At 48.2% G+C, this 21,366-nt stretch carries 20 protein-coding genes; 14 read left to right on the top strand and 6 right to left on the bottom strand.

The window, feature by feature from the left end; all coding sequences use genetic code 11:
* Positions 1 to 53: 53 nt before the first annotated feature.
* The 7 genes from AC07M6_RS06470 (at position 54) to cydB (ending at position 11,195) form a co-directional block, all read left to right on the top strand.
* Positions 54 to 3,233 (top strand): amidohydrolase family protein, encoded by a 3,180-nt coding sequence (locus AC07M6_RS06470; protein ID WP_494888148.1) that lies wholly within the window; start codon positions 54 to 56, stop codon positions 3,231 to 3,233.
* A 19-nt stretch (positions 3,234 to 3,252) separates the two neighbouring features.
* On the top strand, positions 3,253 to 4,587 hold the full coding sequence (locus AC07M6_RS06465) for an amidohydrolase family protein (protein WP_494888147.1): 1,335 nt from the start codon (positions 3,253 to 3,255) through the stop codon (positions 4,585 to 4,587).
* Between the two features lie 459 nt (positions 4,588 to 5,046).
* A complete protein-coding gene (proB, locus tag AC07M6_RS06460) occupies positions 5,047 to 6,126 on the top strand; it encodes a glutamate 5-kinase (protein WP_494888146.1) in 1,080 nt (359 codons plus the stop codon).
* Positions 6,126 to 7,373, top strand: coding sequence for a glutamate-5-semialdehyde dehydrogenase (locus AC07M6_RS06455; RefSeq protein ID WP_494888145.1), 1,248 nt, complete (start codon positions 6,126 to 6,128; stop codon positions 7,371 to 7,373). The genes proB and AC07M6_RS06455 overlap by 1 nt, the downstream gene beginning before the upstream one ends.
* 386 nt (positions 7,374 to 7,759) lie before the next feature.
* On the top strand, positions 7,760 to 8,236 hold the full coding sequence (locus AC07M6_RS06450) for an Lrp/AsnC ligand binding domain-containing protein (RefSeq protein ID WP_194107759.1): 477 nt from the start codon (positions 7,760 to 7,762) through the stop codon (positions 8,234 to 8,236).
* 280 nt (positions 8,237 to 8,516) lie between these two features.
* Positions 8,517 to 9,890, top strand: a complete 1,374-nt coding sequence (locus AC07M6_RS06445; RefSeq protein ID WP_494888144.1) for a cytochrome ubiquinol oxidase subunit I — start codon at positions 8,517 to 8,519, stop codon at positions 9,888 to 9,890.
* A 270-nt stretch (positions 9,891 to 10,160) separates the two neighbouring features.
* A complete protein-coding gene (cydB, locus tag AC07M6_RS06440) occupies positions 10,161 to 11,195 on the top strand; it encodes a cytochrome d ubiquinol oxidase subunit II (protein WP_494888143.1) in 1,035 nt (344 codons plus the stop codon).
* Between the two features lie 259 nt (positions 11,196 to 11,454).
* On the opposite strand, the gene AC07M6_RS06435 is transcribed toward cydB, so the two are convergent.
* From AC07M6_RS06435 to AC07M6_RS06425, 3 genes are all read right to left on the bottom strand, one after another.
* Positions 11,455 to 11,868, bottom strand: a complete 414-nt coding sequence (locus tag AC07M6_RS06435; RefSeq protein ID WP_494888142.1) for an LIC_13387 family protein — start codon at positions 11,866 to 11,868, stop codon at positions 11,455 to 11,457.
* A 129-nt stretch (positions 11,869 to 11,997) separates the two neighbouring features.
* Positions 11,998 to 12,693: a pseudouridine synthase gene (locus tag AC07M6_RS06430; RefSeq protein WP_494888140.1), complete on the bottom strand. Its 696-nt coding sequence runs from the start codon at positions 12,691 to 12,693 to the stop codon at positions 11,998 to 12,000.
* Positions 12,694 to 12,900: 207 nt separating this feature from the next.
* Positions 12,901 to 14,400 (bottom strand): YfcC family protein, encoded by a 1,500-nt coding sequence (locus AC07M6_RS06425; protein WP_494888139.1) that lies wholly within the window; start codon positions 14,398 to 14,400, stop codon positions 12,901 to 12,903.
* A 129-nt stretch (positions 14,401 to 14,529) separates the two neighbouring features.
* On the opposite strand from AC07M6_RS06425, the gene fabF reads away from it, so the two are divergent.
* On the top strand, positions 14,530 to 15,768 hold the full coding sequence (gene fabF / locus AC07M6_RS06420; RefSeq protein ID WP_494888137.1) for a beta-ketoacyl-ACP synthase II: 1,239 nt from the start codon (positions 14,530 to 14,532) through the stop codon (positions 15,766 to 15,768).
* A 60-nt stretch (positions 15,769 to 15,828) separates the two neighbouring features.
* Positions 15,829 to 16,314 (top strand): hypothetical protein, encoded by a 486-nt coding sequence (locus AC07M6_RS06415; RefSeq protein ID WP_494888136.1) that lies wholly within the window; start codon positions 15,829 to 15,831, stop codon positions 16,312 to 16,314.
* A gap of 1 nt (position 16,315) precedes the next feature.
* Here the strand turns inward: AC07M6_RS06415 and AC07M6_RS06410 are convergent, their stop codons facing one another.
* The 3 genes from AC07M6_RS06410 to AC07M6_RS06400 form a co-directional block, all read right to left on the bottom strand.
* Positions 16,316 to 17,092, bottom strand: a complete 777-nt coding sequence (locus tag AC07M6_RS06410; RefSeq protein ID WP_494888135.1) for an enoyl-CoA hydratase/isomerase family protein — start codon at positions 17,090 to 17,092, stop codon at positions 16,316 to 16,318.
* Positions 17,093 to 17,097: 5 nt separating this feature from the next.
* Positions 17,098 to 17,520 carry a cobalamin B12-binding domain-containing protein gene (locus AC07M6_RS06405; RefSeq protein ID WP_494888134.1) on the bottom strand — a complete coding sequence of 141 codons (423 nt, stop codon included), beginning with the start codon at positions 17,518 to 17,520 and terminating at the stop codon, positions 17,098 to 17,100.
* A gap of 122 nt (positions 17,521 to 17,642) precedes the next feature.
* Entirely contained in the window at positions 17,643 to 17,963 is a 321-nt protein-coding gene (locus AC07M6_RS06400) for a hypothetical protein (RefSeq protein ID WP_494888133.1), read from the bottom strand.
* Positions 17,964 to 18,042: 79 nt separating this feature from the next.
* Between AC07M6_RS06400 and AC07M6_RS06395 the strand changes: the two genes are divergently transcribed.
* The 5 genes from AC07M6_RS06395 to AC07M6_RS06375 all read left to right on the top strand — a co-directional run bounded on the left by AC07M6_RS06395 (position 18,043) and on the right by AC07M6_RS06375 (position 21,284).
* The gene (locus AC07M6_RS06395) at positions 18,043 to 18,549 is read left to right on the top strand and encodes a GbsR/MarR family transcriptional regulator (protein WP_494888132.1); all 507 of its coding nucleotides are present in this window, start codon (positions 18,043 to 18,045) and stop codon (positions 18,547 to 18,549) included.
* A 75-nt stretch (positions 18,550 to 18,624) separates the two neighbouring features.
* Positions 18,625 to 18,993, top strand: coding sequence for a hypothetical protein (locus AC07M6_RS06390; protein WP_494888131.1), 369 nt, complete (start codon positions 18,625 to 18,627; stop codon positions 18,991 to 18,993).
* 34 nt (positions 18,994 to 19,027) lie between these two features.
* Positions 19,028 to 19,846 carry a thiol-disulfide oxidoreductase DCC family protein gene (locus tag AC07M6_RS06385; RefSeq protein ID WP_494888130.1) on the top strand — a complete coding sequence of 273 codons (819 nt, stop codon included), beginning with the start codon at positions 19,028 to 19,030 and terminating at the stop codon, positions 19,844 to 19,846.
* Position 19,847: 1 nt separating this feature from the next.
* Positions 19,848 to 20,762 carry a TIGR01777 family oxidoreductase gene (locus AC07M6_RS06380; protein WP_494888129.1) on the top strand — a complete coding sequence of 305 codons (915 nt, stop codon included), beginning with the start codon at positions 19,848 to 19,850 and terminating at the stop codon, positions 20,760 to 20,762.
* A gap of 12 nt (positions 20,763 to 20,774) precedes the next feature.
* Positions 20,775 to 21,284: an SRPBCC family protein gene (locus AC07M6_RS06375; protein WP_494888128.1), complete on the top strand. Its 510-nt coding sequence runs from the start codon at positions 20,775 to 20,777 to the stop codon at positions 21,282 to 21,284.
* The last annotated feature ends 82 nt before the right edge of the window (positions 21,285 to 21,366 follow it).

Raw genomic sequence — 21,366 nt, 5'->3', positions numbered from 1 at the left:
GGGGCTACGGCGAGCGTAAAAAACAATATTTTAGTACAAAAAACCCCAAACAAATGAAGAAACTATTACTTTTTTGTTTTGCCTTATTAATTGTGCATTTATCCAAAGCCCAGCAAACCTACCCGGTAAATGGCGCTTGGGATATCCGTCCGGGGCAATACGCATTCACCAACGCTACTATAGTAGTCAGCGCTGATCAAACCATTACCGGCGGTACCCTGCTGGTAAAAGACCGTGTTATTGAAGCCGTTGGCGCGGGCGTCGCCATCCCGAAAGGCTATGTGGTGGTCGACTTGAAAGGTAAATTTATCTACCCTTCGCTGGTCGACGCGTTTACCACCTACGGTACTCCCGATGCCGCAAGAGCGCAATTTGGCGCTGGCGGTGCAGGTGGCTTCGCTGCCGGCATCCGTACATCGGTAATGGCATCAACCAAACCCGGCGCTTTTGGCTGGAACGAGGCCATTAAACCCGAAATGAATGTAAAAGCCATCTTCCATGCCGATGCTACCAAAGCTGCCGATATGAAAAAGTATGGTTTCGGCGCCGTGCAGGCCATCATCCGCGATGGTATTGCCCGTGGCACCTCATCGGCCGTAACCCTGGGCGATGAGCGCGATAACTTTGTAATGCTGAATGATGTTTCCGCCGCGCATTACTCTTTTAGCAAGGGTACCGCTGCCACTAATTATCCGTCATCGTTAATGGGCAGCGTAGCTTTATTACGCCAAAGCTATTATGATGCCGCCTGGTACAAAAACCAAAAAGAAGAGTACAATATCTCCTTAGATGAGTTTAACAAGACCCAAAGCCTGCCGCAGGTATTTGAAGTTGGCGATGTAGCCAGCGTACTGCGCGCCGCCAAAATTGGCAACGAGTTTGGTAAAAAATACATCTACAAAACCGATGGTAAAGAGTACCAGCGTATAGACGCCATGAAGGCGCTGAACAGCACTTTTATTATCCCGGTAACTTTCCCGGCCCCCTATGATATTGAAGATCCGTTGGATGCCCGCAGCATCAGCTTTGAGCAGCTGAAAGACTGGGAGCTGGCCCCAACCAACCCTGCCGCGCTGGAAAAAGCAGGCATTAAATTCGCCATCACCTCGTTTGGCGTAGCCAGTCCGCGCGATTTTTGGACCAACATCCGCAAAGCGATGGATTATGGTTTAACCGAAAAACAAGCCTTAAACGCTTTAACCACTATCCCGGCCGATATGCTGGGTATTGGCGATAAAGTGGGTACGCTGGCCAAAGGTAAAATGGCCAACTTCCTGATCACATCGGCCGATCTGTTTAAACCGGATGCCGTGATCTACGAAAACTGGGTAGAAGGACGCCAGTTTGTGGTGAGCAAAATGGATGTATCTGATATTAAAGGTAAATTCAGCCTGACCGGCGATGGCTTTGCCAATACTACTTTAACAATAAACGGTACCCCCGGCGCATACACCGCTACTATCGACCGCAGCGGCGCCGACAGCACCCGTGCTACAGGTACCTTTACCCGTGCCGGTGATATTGTAACCCTTTATTTTGATTTGCAAAGCAAGCCAAAAGGCACTATCCGTTTGTCGGGTTATATTACGGCTACCTCGCCTTTAACTTTTAAAGGCGAATCTGTAATGCCTGATGGTACTACCGGCAGGTGGACGGCTACTTATACCGGCCCTGCACCAGCAGGCGGCGGTTTTGGTGGTCGCGGTGGTTTTGCGGGCGGTAACCGTGGCGGCGCTCCGGGCGCGGCACCAGGCGCTCCGGCAGCTGATGCACCTAAACCAAACTTAACCGTTGGCCCGGTAATCTATCCGTTTGTTGCTTACGGCAATGCCGAAGTTCCAAAAGCCGAAACTACCCTGTTTAAAAACGCTACCGTTTGGACCAACGAAAAAGAAGGGATCCTGAAAAATACCGACGTGCTGATTGAGAACGGTAAAATTAAAGCTATCGGTAAAAACCTGACAGCCCCTGCAGGCGCTAAAACGGTTGATGCTACCAACAAGCATATTACAGCAGGTATAGTTGACGAGCACTCGCATATTGCCGCTACCGGTGGCATTAACGAAGGTTCGCAAGCGGTTACTGCCGAGGTAAGGATAGGCGATGTAATTGATCCCGAAGATATCAACATTTACCGCCAGCTGGCCGGTGGGGTTACTACCTCGCACATCCTGCATGGCTCGGCTAACCCAATTGGCGGCCAAACCCAGCTGATGAAACACCGCTGGGGCGTATTGCCCGAGGAACTGAAATTTGAAGGCAGCGATGGCTTTATCAAATTTGCTTTGGGCGAAAACGTGAAAGGCAGTAACAATAACGGCATTAACACCAACCCGCGTTTCCCGCAAACACGTATGGGTGTTGAAGAGGTTTATATAGATGAGTTTACCCGCGCTAAGGAATACCTGGCCGCTAAAGCAGTTAAAGGCGCCAACGTGCGTAAGGATTTGGAACTGGAAGCCATTGGCGAGATCCTGAACAACAAACGTTTCATCACCTGTCACTCTTATGTACAGTCGGAGATTAACATGCTCATCCATGTGTCCGATTCGATGGGCTTCCATATCAACACCTTCACCCACATTTTAGAGGGTTATAAAGTGGCTGATAAAATGAAGGCGCATAACATTGCCGGTTCAACCTTTAGCGATTGGTGGGCTTACAAAAATGAGGTGGCCGAAGCTATCCCATACAATGGTAAGCTGATGCACGAAGTAGGTTTAGTTACCGGCTTTAACTCGGATGATGAGGAAATGGCCCGTCGCTTAAACCAGGAAGCCGGTAAAGCGGTAACCTACGGTAAAATGAGCGAAGAGGACGCCTTGAAGCTGGTTACCCTAAACCCTGCAAAAATGCTGCATGTGGATAACAAAATTGGCAGTATTAAAGTCGGCAAAGATGCCGACGTAGTGGTATGGTCGGCCGATCCGCTTTCGATTTACGCCGTGTGCGAAAAAACTTATGTGGACGGTATCCCTTACTGGGACCTGTCGAAAGATGCCGAAAATCAAAAAGCCATGAAAACCGAAACCGGTCGCATCATTCAAAAAATGATTGAGGCTAAAAGCGGTGGCGCAGCAGTACAAAGAGGTGCCGGTAATGCAGGTCGCCGCCCGCGTTACGAGTGCGAAACTTTGGAAGAAGACAACTTTGTAATAGCTGATGATGCTTATGTGCAGGATGCGAAAGAGCGCGCGGCACAGCATGCAGCACAACGTACCCAAAACAAATAATCCTTAATTGAAGATCAACATGAAAAGAACCATATTAAGTTTAGGAGGATTATTGCTTGGCACAGTCCTCACCTACGCGCAGGCCAACATATCGCCTGCCAAGCCGCAAGGCAAACCTGTTGTTATTACCGGTGCAACTATCCACGTGGGTAACGGGCAGGTGATCAATAACGGTTATATCGCTTTTAATAAAGGTAAAATTACCGCCATTGGCGAAGGCGCGGCCCCGGCCATATCGGGTGCCGATGTGATTGATGCTAAAGGCAAACAAGTATATCCCGGCTTTATTTGCCCGGTTACCACTTTAGGTTTGGTAGAGATTGAAGAAGGCGCCCGCGGCACGGTTGACGAAGCCGAAACAGGCGACCTGAACCCGCACGTACGCTCACTGATCGCTTATAACACCGATTCGAAAGTGATCCCTACCGTGCGTTCAAATGGTATTTTACTGGCCCAGCCAACCCCGCAAAGCGGTTTAATTTCAGGCGAATCATCGGTAGTACAACTGGATGCCTGGAACTGGGAAGACGCGGCCTATAAAAAGGATATCGCTATCCACTTAACCTGGCCAAGCAGCGGCGGTGGTCGCCGTGGTTTTGGTGGGGGCCGCCGTGGTTTGGTTGCAGCGCCGGGCGCCGTACAGGAAACCCCTGCCGAGCGTGCCCAAAAAGCGCTGGATGCCATTACCAACCTGTTTGCCCAGGCTAAAGCTTATTCAGAAATTGCAAAACCCGAAGTAACCAACCTAAGGTTTGGCGCCATGAAAGGCTTATTCGACGGTACCAAGAAACTATTTGTAAACGCCGATGGCGCGAAAGAGATCGTTCAGGCGGTTAATTTTGCCAAATCGTTCGGGATCCAACTGGTTATTGTCGGCGGAAAGCAATCGTACCTGGTTACGGATGTATTAAAGGAAAACAATGTTCCGGTGATCATCCGCGAAACACAAACCGTACCTGAAAGGGACGAGGACGACGTTTACCTGCCCTACAAATTACCGCACCTGCTGCAGGATGCCGGCGTACTGTACGGCTTAACCGGTGTTGCTTTCTGGCGTCAGCGTAACCTGCCTTTCGAGGCTGGTCAGGCGGTTAGCTATGGCTTAAGCAAAGAGCAGGCCTTGTCTATGATCACCATCAACAACGCCAAAATATTAGGTATCGATAAAACTACCGGCACGCTGGAAACCGGAAAGGATGCCAACCTGTTCATCTCCGGCGGCGACGCTTTGGATATGATCACCATTGATGTGCAGAAAGCCTTTATCCAGGGCCGCGATATCAACCTGGATAATTTACACAAGCAGCTTTACCGCAAGTTTGCCGGTAAATACGGTTTCGAGCCGAAGTTATAAGAAACAATAATTGTGATTTTTTTAAAAGCGTCCCGATGGAAATCGGGGCGCTTTTTGCTTTGTACAATCAACGCAATCGCTCGGCTCCAGCCGGGTGATCACTATCAACCGGCCTCTGGCCGTCACCATATAATTATTCTATTTATTAACAGCGGCCGGAGGCCGGGAAATAATCGTCACTCGGCTGGAGCCGAGCGACTGCTTCCGGTTCCCTCCCTTGGGAAGGGTGCGGCTGACTGTGCGGTGGCAGGGAGGGGTTTATTATGCTTGATGAAACCCCTCCCTACACCCTCCCGATGGGAGGGAATCGCACAATCCCACGCTTTTTCTAATCTTCCGAACAGCAATGGGCTGGAGCCGAGCGACTGCAAGGAAGCTTCAGCGCAAATTTCACTCATAAATACCCTACCATTTCAGTCGTATTTAAATAAGCCTTATATTAGCGCCCACACAATTCCCATGGCTAACAACTATCAGCGCATCATTATTAAAATAGGGTCAAACGTGCTTACACAAAGCAATGGTTTGCCCGATGTGGCCCGCATTAGTCATTTGGTAGACCAGGTTGCCGATATTAAAAAACAAGGCAAGGAGGTGATCCTGGTGTCGTCAGGAGCGGTGGCTTCGGGGCGCAGCCTGATCAATATTGATGAGCGGGTGAACAGTGTGGCGGCGCGGCAGCTGCTGGCCTCTATAGGGCAGGTAAAGCTGATCAATACTTATGCGCATTTGTTTGAGGCTTACCAAATGCTTTGCTCGCAGGTGCTGGTCACCAAAGAGGATTTTCGCGACAGGATGCACTATCTCAATATGAAAAACTGCCTGGAGATATTGCTGCAGCATGGCGTGGTACCGGTGGTGAATGAAAACGACGTGGTATCGGTAACCGAACTGATGTTTACCGATAACGACGAACTGGCCGGACTGATCGCCTCGATGCTGAATGCCCAGGCGCTGATCATCCTGAGCAATGTGGACGGCCTGTACAACGGCGACCCGAAAGTAGCAGGTAATAAAGTGATCGAGGAAATTGACGGGTCGGCTACTAACTTTGCATCGTTTGTGAGCTCGTCGCGCTCATCCTTCGGGCGGGGAGGTATGCTCACCAAAAGCAATATGGCGCAAAAGGTAGCCCAGTTAGGGATTGCCGTGCATATTGCCAACGGAACTAAAGACCATATCCTGACCGACGTTTTATCCGAAAAGGTTACCCATACCAAATTCATCCCCAGCAAAAACACTTCGGGTAAAAAGAAATGGATAGCCCATTCGCAAAACTTTGCAAAAGGCGTGGTGGAAGTAAATGAAGGGGCCAAAGCGGTGCTTACATCCAGCAAGGCCACCAGTTTGCTGCCGGTGGGCGTGGTAGCTATTAAAGCCGATTTCCAAAAAGGCGATATTATTAAGCTGGTGGACCATGCCGGCAAACAAATAGGCCTGGGTATAGCCGAATACGGATCGGACAAAGCCCGCGAACGCATCGGGCAAAAGAAGCAGCGCCCGCTGGTGCATTATGATTATCTTTATTTAAACGTGTAATGAGCTATCAATCCTATTTCATACAAGCACAAAAGGCAGGCCGGGATCTATCAGGCCTGGATAAAGGCCTGATCGACCAGGTACTGACCGATCTGGCAGACGCGGCCATTGCCCATACCGATATCCTATTAGCCGAAAACCAAAAGGACCTGGACCGCATGGATCCAACCGATCCTAAATACGACCGCCTGAAATTAAGTCCCCAGCGGATAGCCGATATCGCGGCCGAGATGCGCAACGTAGCCCAATTGGATAACCCAATTGGCGAATTACTCTCCGAAAAAACTATGCCGAATGGCTTGCATATTTCTAAGATCCGTGTCCCGCTGGGCGTGGTGGGTGTAATTTACGAAGCCAGGCCTAATGTTACTTTCGATGTATTTTCGCTTTGCTTTAAAACAGGCAATGTGGCGGTGCTAAAAGGCGGCAGCGATGCGGAGTACTCTAACAAAGCCATTATTGAGGTGATCCATAGCGTGCTGGCCAAACATCATATCAACCCCGATGCCGCTACCCTGCTGCCTGCCGAACGCGAAGCTACCGAAGCCCTGCTTAACGCGATAGGTTATGTTGATGTACTGATTCCCCGCGGCAGCCAGGGGCTGATCAATTTTGTGCGGCAAAACAGCAAGGTACCCGTGATAGAAACCGGCGCCGGTATTGTGCATACTTATGCCGATGAAACAGCCGACATCGAAAAATTGCAAGCCATCGTCTTCAACTCCAAAACCCGCAGGCCAAGTGTTTGCAATACGCTTGATTGTTTAATTGTGCATCAGGCCTTATTAGTGAAGCTACCCCAAATAAGCGCGCCATTGGCAGCTAAGGAGGTAGAAATATTTGCGGATATACCCGCTTATGCCGCGCTGGATGGCCATTATCCTGCTAACTTATTACACCCTGCCCTGCCCGAACATTTCGGTACGGAGTTTTTATCCCTGAAAATGGCTATAAAAACAGTAGATAGTTTAAAGGAGGCGCTTGATCATATTGCGCAATACAGCTCCAGGCATAGCGAGGCCATTGTATCTGAGGATGCGCAAAGCATCGAAATCTTTCTGAACTCCGTTGATGCTGCAGCGGTTTATGCCAACGCGTCAACCGCCTTTACCGATGGCGCCCAGTTTGGCCTCGGCGCCGAAATTGGCATCAGCACCCAAAAACTGCACGCACGCGGCCCAATGGGGCTTGCCGAGCTAACCAGTTATAAGTGGGTGGTACGGGGTAATGGACAAATACGTTCGTAATTTTAACCTGCTTTAGGGTATCGCTATCATAGCATATCAAAACAAAAACCTATAGAAACAGCAAAGCCCCTGATGGGCAGGGGCCTTTACTAACCAATTATAAACCTAAATTATGAGAAGAGCTGTTGGGGAAGGGATCGAACCTTCACAGAGTGGTTAGCCCCAAAGGGTTTTCCATAATCTCCGCCACCGGGACAAGGAGGTGTGTCTGCCAAAAATTTCACCACCCAACAGTATGTTTTGCTTAAAGAACGCGCTCCCTTTTTATCGTTTGCTTGATACAAATTTATAGCACTTCATCATTTCTTGCAAATATTTCAACAAAAATATTTTATTTTTATTCAAATTTTAATTAAACTTGTATTTCAATAGCGATATTCAAATTTATGCCTCACAAAAAACCTCAAAATTTAGAAATTGATAATCTGGATATTCAGATTTTATCAATACTGATGAAAAATGCGACTACTCCTTACACGGAAATCGCTAAGGAGTTGATCGTTTCGGGCGGAACCATACACGTGCGTATGAAAAAGTTGGAGGAGATGGGTGTAATAAAAGGAGCAAGCCTGGAAGTAAATCCACAAAAGCTGGGCTACGATATTACAGCGTTTTTGGGGATATTCCTGGAGAAAGGCTCCCAGTATAACGATGCCGTAAAACAGTTACAAGCTGTGCCTGAGATAGTTGAGTTGCACTATACTACCGGTAGCTACAGCATTTTCGCTAAAATTGTATGCCACGACACTAATCATCTGCGCGAAGTACTAAACGAGCAGATACAAAGCGTAAAAGGCATACAACGTACCGAAACCTTTATCTCGCTGGAAGAAAGCATCCGCAGACAGATCAGTTTAGACTAATCAGTCGTCCCATTTCATAAAAACCATGTTATTGCAAATTTTGCAAAAAATGGGGTAATGCATAGGTAATTCATCTATGATATTGTTGCACCGTTAATTGCAAAAGCAGGCTCCTTTTTTATATATACCGGGTTATTTTGCATCGCTGTAATTTGTATTGTAACAAAAATAAGATACAATTCATATCCGTTCTAAATTAAATATTTAGCTTGCAGGATAGGCGCAACAGCCGTTTCATTACCGACCTTTGCTGGTACTTCAACCTCAAAACTAATAAGTTATGAATGTCGAGATCCTTGCCCGTATCCAGTTCGCGTTTACCATTGCCTTTCATTATATCTACCCGCCGCTTAGTATAGGCCTGGGGTTAATTATGGTTATTATGGAAGGCCTTTACCTAAAAACCGGCCTGAAGATCTATGAACGCATGACCCGCTTTTATGTGCGGATATTTGCTTTGATATTTGGTATTGGCGTGGCTACCGGCATTGTAATGGAGTTTGAGTTTGGCACCAACTGGGCGGTTTACTCCAAATATGTGGGCGATGTTTTTGGCAGCGCGCTGGCGGCCGAGGGCATCTTCGCCTTCGCGCTGGAATCGGGTTTTTTAGGGGTATTGCTTTTTGGCTGGAATAAAGTGAAGCCCTGGGTGCATTTTTTAGCTACGCTAATGGTAACGCTGGGGTCCATGTTCTCGGCCATTTGGATAGTGGTAGCCAACTCCTGGCAGCAAACGCCTGCGGGTTATCATATTGTAGGCACCGGGCTGGATGCCCGCGCCCAGATCACCGATTTTTGGGCCATGGTATTTAATCCCTCATCCATGCAACGGATGACGCATGTTTGGCTGGGGGCTTTCCTGTCCGGCGCGTTTTTGGTATTAAGTGTAAGCGCTTATTACCTGCGCAAAAAAAGGCATATCGAGTTTTCGCGCAAATCATTTAAGATCTCGCTGGTTGTAGCAACCGTATGTGCGCTGTTACAACTGGTGGCCGGGCACGAATCGGCCAATGTGGTGGCCAGGTATCAGCCAGCCAAGCTGGCTGCGTTAGAGGGCCATTATGATGGCAGCAAACCTGCCGATATGTACCTGTTTGGCTACGTCGACCAAAAGAACCAGAAAACCCATGGCCTGGCCATTCCCGGCGGGCTAAGCTTTTTAACTAAAGGAGATTTTAAGCAATCCGTAACCGGGTTGAATAATTTTAAACCCGACGACCGCCCCAAAGCCGTAAACTTTGTTTTCCAAACCTATCACCTGATGGTGGCCATCGGTATGTTTATGATCGCCTTAACGCTGTACAGCTGCTTTTTATGGTGGCGCGGTACGCTGTTCGAGAAGAAGTGGCTGATGGTGATCTTCTCGTTCTCGGTTTTGCTGCCGCAGATAGCTAACCAGGTTGGCTGGTACAGCGCCGAAGTTGGCCGGCAGCCCTGGGTGGTTTATGGTTTGCTGCGCACATCAAATGCATTATCGCAGGCGGTAACCGCGGGGAACATTATTTTTTCGCTAATTTTATTTACCTGGGTTTACCTGGTGCTGTTTGGCCTGTTTATTTACGTGCTGAACAAAAAAATAAAACACGGCCCGTACGATGATGAAAATTTAGATCATAGTCCGCGGCATATTGAAATGGCGGATTCGCTGAGTTAGTGATTAGAGATTAGTTAATTAGAGATTAGGCTCAGCATTTGGGAATATACATAAAAATTTCCCGCTTGCGCTCGTTACAAACGAGCGCAAGTTTCATTAGGGTAGCGGGCTAAATTAAACTCCCCTCTTGAGAGGGGGCGTAGTGGGATAGCGCGATAGCGGGGGTGTGTCATTGCACGCGAAAGGACACACCCCTCCACCCCTCTCAAGAGGGGAATCGCACAATCCCCCTCGCTTTTGCATATATTAAGAAACTAAAAAGGGGGCTATATGGCAACATTATTAGGTATCGATTATCAAACCTGGTGGTTCCTGCTGATAGGGGCGGTGTTTACCGGGTACATTATTTTAGATGGATTTGATTTGGGCGCCGGGGCATTGCACCTGTTTTTTAACAAAGAACAAAGCCGCCGCATTGCCCTTAATGCCATTGGCCCGGTTTGGGATGGTAACGAGGTATGGATAGTTATTGGCGGCGGTTCGCTGTTCGCGGGTTTCCCGCTGGTATACGCCTCGCTGCTGTCGGCCTTTTATGTGCCATTTATCTTGTTTTTATTAGGCATAATTTTCCGGGCGATATCTATCGAGTTCCGCAGCAAGGAGCCCATGTTATGGTGGCGCAGGATGTGGGATATCAGCTATACCTGCAGCAGCTCGCTCATCGCTTTTTTATTGGGGCTGATATTAGGTAACGTGGTGCAGGGCATCAACATAGGCCCCGATCATGTTTTCCGTGGCAGTTTCCTGGAGTTTTTAAACCCTTATGCCATTATGATGGGTATTACCACCCTGGCCCTGCTAATGATGCACGGCGCTATTTACCTGGTGATGAAAACCGAAGACAGGTTGTACGCCAAACTCACTATCATGGTGAAAAACACCACCATCTTCTTCGTCATCATGATCCTGTTGACTTCCTTTTATACCCTGTTGTATTTACCGCATATGGCCGCGGTGATCCGCCGTTTCCCCGAGTTGTTTATCATCCCGGTAATGATGGTACTGGCCATTGCCAATATTACGCGCCAAATTACCAAGCGTAAATATTTGTACGCGTTCATCTCATCGTCGGTAACCATTAGTTTGCTAATGGTGCTGGTAGCGATTGAACTGTACCCCAATATGCTGCTGAGCAAGATCTCGCCGGCCGACCATTTAACGGTTTACAATTCATCTTCATCCGAAAAAACTTTAGGCATTATGCTGCTAATGGCAGGCATTGGTGTACCCATGGTAATTGGCTATACCACCTTTGTTTTTATGACCTTTAAAGGCAAGGTGAAGTTGGATGAGATGAGTTATTGAGAAAAGACCGGAAGTCTGAAAGACGGGAAGACCGGAAGTCCACCACGTCATTGTGAGGTATTAAATTCCGGCGGGACTTTAAAGGTATACATGACGTGGGAAGCGGGGTTTGTGCAATTCCCCTCTTGAGAGGGGTGGAGGGGTGTGTCCTTTCGGTGATATGCAATTCGCTTAGGACACACCCCTGCCACTACACATTCCAACGCGCCCCCTCTCAAGAGGGGAACCAAAAACAAATGCGTCATGGGTAGGCAAGATTTTACTCCTTCATCCGCATCCGTGCAAACAAGGCGCACAACCCCGCCAGTAAAGTAAGCGCCGCTGCGAGCGGAAAGAAATAGATATATTCGGTTACACCCATTGCTAAAAGAACCAGCGTTAAAGGCACCAGCAAACGGGCTGTTAGTTTGTTTGCGGTTTCATTAGAGAGGAGCCACAGCAGCACGGTAATGAACAGGAGTACAAATATCATGGTAATACCGTAGCCATTAAAAAAGGAAGCCAGTGTTACCGACCGCCCCATAAAATCGAAATGATTGCTTTGCATAGCGCTGATCACCTTACCAATGGCCGCGTTAGGCGCTTCCGTCCAGGTGAGTGCGCCCATCGTGTGCCCGATGGTGTGTAATAACATCAATACCGATGCTATGCGTAATAATATCTTAGGTTTCATAGGTTAAATTTATAGGCAATAAATTGTATACGCGCTAATTGAGTGCCGTTTTACAAGATTAAATTTAGGAAAAGAAAACAGGATATAAGTATTTAATTGCCGGAATGAAAAGATAAATCCCGACGATAGCTATTCCCCTTTTATGGGGTCAAACCCCAACACCTCCATCGCGCGTAAAAATTCTTCCTGCAAAGGCGCTTCAATCACCACCAACTCCCCTGTTACCGGGTGCGTGAACGCTTGATAACTGGCATGCAGCAGCATGGTGGTCATTTCCCAGCGCTCTTTCCAAAAACGATTTTGCTTGTTGCAGCCATGGGTGCGGTCGCCTATAATGGGATGAAAAATATGCGCGAAGTGTTTACGCAACTGGTGCATGCGGCCGGTAGTCGGTATCGCTTCTACCAATGAGTAGCGCGAACTGGGATGGTTGCCCAAAGGGATGGGCAGGTCGGCCCGTTGCAGGGTGGTGTAATCGGTATGGGCTTCCTGTAGAACGCCGTTCTCCTTACGCAGGGGATAATCAATGGCTTCGGCATCAATGGTGTGCCCGCGTACAATGGCCAGGTATTTTTTGTTGACCAGCCCTTCCATAAATTGCTTATGCATGGCTACCTCGGTTTCCTTATCCTGGGCAAAAAGTAATACGCCGCCCGTCTTACGGTCGAGCCGGTGCACGGGCGTAACCCATTTGCCAATCTGATCGCGCAGGCGCTGCACGGCAAATTCCTCCACATCCGCCGCAATGGGCGACCGGTGTACCAGCAGTCCGTGCGGTTTGTTAATGGCAATCAGGTATTCGTCGCGAAAAAGGATCTCTAACATGGATGGGGCAAAGGTAATAAAACCCCTTTAGGGGATTAAGTTAAAATGCAGTCGCTCGGCTCCAGCCGAGTGACCATTATCAACCGGCCTCTGGCCGTCGTAGCTTTTATATGGAATCTCATTTCGGCCGGAGGCCGGGAAATAGTCGTCACTCGGCTGGAGCCGAGCGACTGCATCGGACTGCAAGATGCTTCCCCCTTTAGGGGGTTAGGGGGCCAACACGCCCCCAACCAAAAACAAGCAACAGATCACACTGATCATCAGCAACAGCGGCCAGATAAATTTGAGCCAGGTTTTAAAGCTCACGTTTGTCAGCGCCAGCGAGGGCAGGATGAGGCCAGTTGGGGTAATAAAACTCATAATGCCCATACCAAACAGGTAAGCGTTCACAATTTCGCGACCGGGTACACCAACCACCACCGCCAGCGAACCGAAGATAGGCATGGTCAGCACCGCCATCCCCGATGACGAACTGATAAACAGCGTGAACACCATATATAGCAAAAACAATATCACCACAAAAAGCATGGGCGGCATATGGCCCACCAGTCCGGCCGAGTAATACAAAATACTATCGCTGATGCGGCCATCGTTCAATATCAACGCTACGCCGCGGGCTACGCCAACAATAAATGCCACGGATAGCAGGGCCCTTGCGCCATCAATAAACTGCGCGATAAATGCCCCCTCGCCCAGGTGGGTGATCACCGCTACTAAAATGCCCGACACCAGGAACAGGGCCGACATTTCGGGCAGCCACCATGCTTTAAATACCACGCCGTAGATCATCACCAAAAAGGTGACCAGGAACAGGATGAGCAAGCCGCCATTCCTGCGGCTCAACGCTACCGGCTCGCCCGAATGTACATTGGCATAGGGCGATGCCACAGCGCCTTCCAAACGGTAAACCAAAGACGCCGTCGGGTCGCGCTGCACTTTTTGCGCATAGCGGACGATGTACCAAATGTATGCGCTTGTAATAGTGGCAAAAACAGCTATCCGCTCGTACAGGCCATCCGCCCAGTTAATACCCGCCGCGTTCGAGGCGATAATGGTGGCAAAGGGGTTAGAGAAAGATGCGATATTACCCAGCGCAGCGCCGCCGAATATAACGGCCAAAGGCACCAGCAGATCGTACCCGGCAGCTAAAAACAGGGGGACCATTACCGGGTAAAACACCATACATTCTTCGGCCATGCCAAATGACGCCCCCCCGAACGAGAACAGGAAGGTTACAATGATGATCAGCCAGGCCTCGCGGCCCTTCATGCGGTAACTCAGGTTGCGGATACCCTGTTCCATAGCCCCCGTTTGCTGAAATACGTGCATAAAACCGCCAATAAACAGGATGAACAGCACAATATCTATCGTATCATATATCCCCTTAATGGGCGCTTCAATAATATTAACCGCGCCTTGTTTATTGCTGTTTAGCCGGTGATAACTCCCCGGTACAGCTACCGGCTTGCGGATATCGCCGTTCTTGAATTTAGCCAGCGGGATTTTGATGTGCAGGCTATCCAGCGTGTGCTGGGTAAATGGCAGGGTTTTGGCACCGCCGGGGGTACTCATGCTAAAGCCGCCGGCTTCGGTATAACTCAGTTTATTATACTCGCCGGCGGGCAGCAGCCAGGTAGCCGCGGCTGCCATCAGGATAACAATAACCAGGATGGTAATAGGCGAGGGTAGTTTTTTGAGTTTAGCCATGGATAAAAATAGGATTTTTAGTCCGAAAGACCGAAAGTCGGAAAGACCGAAAGTTTGCAAAGCACTTAAACAATATCTTACGGACTTTCGGTCTTGCGGACTTCCCGACTTTCTACTTACATTTGCGCCATGAAACGTGTTGTAATTACAGGCATGGGTGTGATAGCCCCTAACGGAAATAATATCGCTGATTTTTGGGATAATGTAGTTAACGGCCGCAGTGCCGCCCGTGCTATCACCCGCTTTGATGCCGAAAAATTTAAAACGCGTTTCGCTTCGCAGATCTCGGACTATGACCCGACGCTACACCTCGACCGTAATGATATTAAACGCGGCGATCTCTACTCGCAATACGCGCTGATAGCCGCTAAACAGGCTATCGAAGATTCGGGCTTTGATTTAAGCACTATGTCGCCGTTTGATGTGGGGGTGATATTCGGTTCGGCGCAGGGTGGTATGGAAACCTTTGAACATCAACTGGTAGAATACCATGCCAGCGATCATCAGCCGCATTTTAACCCCTTCTTTATCCCCAAAACACTCATCAATATGGCATCGGGACTGATCTCGATAAAATATGGTTTTATGGGCGTTAACTTTACCACCGTAACGGCCTGCGCCAGCTCAAACACGGCCATGATGGAGGCCATGAACTATATCCGCTGGGGCAAAGCTAAGATCATCATTACCGGTGGTTCAGACGCGCCGGTTACCGAGGCGTCTATCGGCGGTTATAACGCGCTGAAGGCGCTCTCTACCCGCAATGATGACCCTACCAAGGCATCGCGCCCTTTTGATGTGGACCGCGACGGTTTTGTAATGGGCGAAGGCGCCGGGGTATTGGTTTTGGAAGAATACGAACATGCCCGTGCCCGCGGCGCGCATATTTACGCCGAGGTTGCAGGCGCCGCCATGACATCCGACGCTTATCATATCACCGCAACCCATCCCGATGGATTGGGTGCCATACAGGCCATGAAATCGGCATTGGACGACGCGGGATTAAATAAAGAAGATATCGGCTTCCTGAACGCGCACGCTACCTCTACCCCGGTGGGCGATCAAAGTGAAGCACGGGGGATCCACGCGGTTTATGGCGACAGCAAAAAGTTGTTTGTAAGCGCCAGTAAATCTATCACGGGGCATTTGTTAGGCGCGGCCGGCGCTATCGAGGCCATTATCGCCGTAAAATCTATCACCGATGGCATTATCCCGCCAACCATCAATACCACTACTGTTGATCCTAACATCCCGGCCGGCCTGCAAATTGTTACCGGCGATGCCATACGGCACGATGTTAAAGCAGCCATGAGCAATACCTTTGGTTTTGGCGGGCATAACGGCGTAGTGGTTATGAAGAAAATATAGGGCTGGCCTTGTTTATTTACCTGTAAATACCCGCTTCGGTATCTTTAGTATTAATAGATCATGCTTTTTGCCGACAATTTATTCCTTTATGATGTTCAGGATAACATCCGGGTAAAATACACTCGTCAGTTCAGTGATCTTGAACAGGAGTTTCGATTGCTTTCTGATAAAATAGACGTTGTTAGCCATAATAAAATAACTTCAATAGCTATAAATAATAATAGTCTTATTTTAATAACAATTGATCAGAGACCACTTGGAAGGGGGCCGAATACCAGTGCCCAGATATATGTAAAAAATAACGAAGATATTATTTTAATAAGCATTTTTAGATACACAGAACCAATAGAGGACTTACGGAAAACCAAGCTTTATAAGCTGGTAGAATATATTGCAAAAAGGATTTGCGATAAATACCACATTAATTGGGAATATAAATTTTCTATCGAAACAGCCGAATCAAGAAGGCGTTTTTCTCAAGGATGGGTAATAATGGTGCTGATCGGGATTTTTCTAATTGCGATGTTCTTACTCGCAAATAAATAGCTTACTTCCCTGTAAATACCGGCTTTCTTTTATTTAAGAAAGCATCCACGCCCTCTTTCATATCGGCGGTGCCAAAGCAATCGCCAAAGGCAGTAATTTCTTTCTCGAATCCATCAGGAAGGCCAGATGCATTGACAGCACTAATAGCGGCCGCTACGGCCAGTGGCGACCGCTGCAGTATTTTACCTAATATTTCTTCGGCTTTGGGCAGTAAGCCCTCCGGTGTGGTTACGTGGTTTACCAAACCATGTTGCAGGGCCTGATCGGCAGTCAGCATGTCCGATGTCAGGATCATTTCCATGGCCTTGCCTTTGCCTACCAGCTGGGGCAGGCGTTGCGTGCCGCCATAGCCGGGGATCAGCCCTAAAGTCAGTTCGGGCAGGCCCATTTTTGCATTATCGGATGCGACGCGGATCTGGCAGGCCATAGCCAGTTCCAGTCCGCCGCCAAGGGCAAAGCCATTTACGGCGGCTATCACAGGTTTAGGGCCATTAGCAATCAGATCAAACACTTTGCTTTGGCCTTCACGGGCCAGTTGCGTACCGCCTTCAGCGTCCAGCGCCGGGAAGCCGGAGATATCCGCACCGGCTACAAAAGCTTTGGTACCGGCGCCTGTAATAATCAAACCGCCTACCTGCGGGTTGGCAAAGGCTTCAGTCAATGCCATATGCAGTTCGTCCAGCGTATCTTTATTCAACGCGTTTAGTTTGCTTTCGCGATTGATGGTGATATATTGGATGCGCTCTTTATTTTCTATCAGGATATTTTGGTAGCTCATGATGTTTAGAAGTTACGGTGCTGGTGCACCCAATCGGTAATATACTTTACAATATCAACAGTGCTTGTCCCCGGGGGGAACAGTTCGCCAACGCCCATCAGTTTGAGTTCGGACATATCTTTGGCGGGGATAATGCCGCCGCCGGTCACCAGCACATCGTCCATTCCTTTTTCTTTGATCAGGCTCAGGATCTTAGGGAAAACTGTCATGTGCGCGCCGGATAGGATAGAGATGCCAATAGCGTCCACATCTTCCTGCAGGGCGGTATTCACCACCATTTCGGGGGTTTGGCGCAGGCCGGTGTAAATTACCTCCATGCCGGCATCGCGCAGTGAGGTGGCTATAATGCGTGCGCCACGGTCGTGCCCGTCGAGCCCTACTTTGGCTACTAATACACGTATGGGTCGGTTAAATGGCGTTTTGGTCATATATTGGGCGGTTGATGTCTTTGGTCAAAACACCAACAAATGTGCTTATTTATTTGTGTGTTGGCAATAGGGACCTTGATTTATAGGATTGTGGGATGATCAGGAAATGGGTATCTGAAATATCAATTCCTATTGAATAATATCATCACAGCTAAAAAGCCTGATATAATAAATATGATGGTATTAACGTGCCAATATTTTTTAAACCATTGCCAGTTGAATATAGTGGTTAATATGCTAAGAGCAAACAGGGTAAAAACGGATATATAAATAGGCACCCATGTGTTTTCCGTAGTCAGTCTTAAACCAAAAATGCCATTTAACAAAATAGCGATTGGCTCTCCAAAATTAATGTAAACGATCGCTATAATTATAAAGCTACCATAAAGAACCGCCGGACCAGTTATTTTATTTTTTATAAGAGGTTGCTTGTGAGGGTTCATATATCAAATATAAAAAAAATATTAAAAATAAACTTTCAATAAATTTTGAAAGTTTAAAAAGATGTTTTACATTTGACCCATGGAATTACCAGAAGCAAAGTTAAAGTTTATTGAAGCCTGGGGCAAGTTAGGCAGCGAGTGGGGCATTAACCGCACCATGGCCCAGGTACATGCTTTGCTGCTGATCAGTCCGGGCGCGCTGACCACCGAGGAGATTATGGAGCAGCTCAGCATATCCCGCGGTAACGCTAACATGACCCTGCGCGATCTGATCAGCTGGGGGCTGATCGAAAAGCAACACCGCGCCGGCGAGCGCAAAGAATACTTTTTTGCCGAGAAAGATACCTGGGCCATTGCCCGCCAGGTAGCGCAGGAGCGTAAAAAACGCGAGCTGGACCCCATCATCAAACTATTGAACGAACTGGAAACGGTAAAAGGCGACGAAAAAGACCCCGGCTATAAAACCTTTAAAACATCGGTTACTGATATTAATAAACTGGCCAAAAACGTGAACCGTACTTTAGAAACTATGCTGAAAGCAGAAGAGAACTGGTTTTGGGGTTCTATCTTCAAAATATTTAAATAAAAAAATTTGCCATAAACTTTCATATTTTACTGAAAATACAATAATAATTAACATTTTACTTAAACACACAACATCATGAACTACTTTATTTTAACCTACGCATTTTACCTGGTGATCAGCATTGCATTAACCGTTTGGGTTGCCAAAGTTTTATTTAAAAACGGCCGAATTTTTTTGGTTGATATTTTTCACGGGAACGCGCCCCTGGCCGACTCTGTGAACAAGCTACTGGTGGTAGGCTTTTACCTCATTAATATAGGCTACATGAGCATGAACCTGCGCGAAGTTGGCATAATTAACGATTTGCAAACCGTAATTGAGGTATTGAGTCGTAAACTGGGCTATATTATTTTAGCATTAGGCGCTATGCACTTTTTAAACCTCACCATCTTTTTTAAACTGCGTAACCGCGCTCAGCAAAACGCCGCCGCCAGCAATGAGTAATCGGATTACAGAGATGAGATAAAAGCATGAACCCATGAAAACCTTAGCAGGATACACCATACTTTACGATGCGGAATGCCCCATGTGCAATTTATACACCCGGGCCTTTGTAGCCACCGGTATGCTGGATAAAGCTGGTCGCACCCCCTACCAGCAAATGCCCGAAGCGGCCTGCCCGCTGGTAGACCGGCAACGCGCCGTAAACGAAATAGCACTGGTGAACACCCAAACCGGCGAGGTGAACTACGGCATCCGCAGTTTGTTTAAAGTGATTGGGAATGCTTTCCCGGTGTTTGGGCCGCTGTTTAACTTCAGCCCGTTTATCTGGCTGATGAGCAAGGTTTATGCTTTTATCTCTTATAATCGCAGGGTAATTATTCCCGCTAAGGCGGATGAAAATGACTTGCAGCCTACCTTTAATTTGTTTTACCGCCTGCTTTATTTGCTGTTCACCAGCCTGAGTGTTGGATTTATCCTGACACATTATGCCGGGCATTTAACCGCTTTTGTACCCATTGGCAGCCCTTATCGCGAGTATATGATCTGCAGCGGGCAGGTACTGTTCCAGGGGATTATCGTTGCGTTGTACCGCCCTGCTAAAAAATGGGATTACCTGGGTAATATGATGACCATCTCTTTTGCCGGGGCGCTGTTGCTATTGCCCATTTTATTGATAGCCAAATTTGTAGCTATACCCGCCATCATTTTTATCCTGTACTTTTTAGGCGTAGCCGGGCTGATGTTTTTAGAGCATATCCGCCGTACTAAATTATTAGCTTTGGGCTGGTTGCTCACCATCACCTGGGCCGCGTACAGGTTAGGCATCTTAATACTCATCTTTTATTTCAATTAACATGAAATACCAAAAAATTGTACTGGCCGGGGGTAATGGCTACCTGGGCACGGTATTGGCCAATTATTATAAAACACGGGCTGCCGAAGTAATTATTTTGAGCCGCAAGCCCGCGCCCGATGAGGGAAATATTAAAACCGTGGTATGGGATGGCAAAACCGAAGGCGAATGGGTGAAGCAATTAACCGGCGCCGATCTGCTCATAAACCTTTGCGGCAAAAATGTGAATTGCCGCTATACCGAAAAAAACAAGCAGGAGATCTTTGATTCACGGTTGATCCCCACAGCGCTGTTAAACAAGGTGGTTGCCGGGATGGAGAACCCGCCGAAGGTTTGGATCAACAGCTCATCTGCCACCATTTACCGCCATGCCGAAGACCGCCCGCAGGATGATGTAACCGGCGAGATTGGCGAGGGCTTTTCTGTTGAAGTTTGCAAAGCCTGGGAGCGAACCTTCTTTGAGACAACAACACCTGCAACCCGCAAAATTGCTTTGCGTATTGGGATCGTATTTGGGAGGGAAAGCGCTGTGTTCCCGCGCTTGCTTAACCTGGCCCGGTTTGGGCTGGGCGGCAAACAAGGGGATGGCAACCAATATGTAAACTGGGTGTACGAGCAGGATGTAGCCCGCATAACCGAATGGCTATTGCAACACCCCGAAGCAAGTGGCGCGATTAACTGCACCGCGCCCAACCCGGTTAAAAATGCATACATGATGCAGGCTATCCGTAAAGCCATAGGCATGCCATTTGGTTTGCCTGCCCCAAAATGGCTGCTGGAAATTGGCGCGGTAGTTATCGGTACCGAAACAGAATTGATACTCAAGAGCCGCTGGGTATTACCCCGCCGCCTGCTGGATCTGGGCTTTAAATTCGGCCATAACCAGATTGAGGAAGCGATAAAGGGTAGTCTTTAATAAGTAGATATCGTGGCATTTATTAAACTCAGCACCAAAATTAAAGCCCCGGCCGAAACCTGTTTTGACCTGGCCCGCAGCATCGATCTGCATACACAATCTATGCAGCACACGAAGGAGCAAGCCGTGGGCGGCACAACCAGCGGACTGATCGGTTTTAACGAAACCGTAACCTGGCGCGCCAAACATTTCGGTATCACTATGGAAATGACCAGCCGCATAACCGAACTAATGTACGCCACATCTTTTACCGATGAACAGGTGAAAGGCCCTTTTAAGAAGCTAAAGCACCAGCATACATTTCAGCAAGTAAGCGGCGGTACACTGATGTGCGATTACTTCGAGTTTGAATCGCCCCTGGGTTTCATCGGCAAACTAACGGATGGCCTGCTCATGCGCGATTATTTGCGGCGCCTTTTAATAGAACGGAATAAGGTGATTAAGCAGGCTGCGGAAAGGCTACAGGAAAGCGGGGAAAGTGCGACTCCCTCCCATAGGGAGGGGTTTCATCAAGCGGAATAAACCCCTCCCTGCCACTACACTATCCACCGCACCCCTCCCAGGGGAGGGAACTAAAAACAAAACGTCATGCTGAAACAAGTTC

The organism is Mucilaginibacter sp. GW821-FHT07H05 (assembly GCF_059418485.1).
Note: the sequence above shows the minus strand (reverse complement) of the source record. Positions and strands in the feature narration are given on the sequence as shown.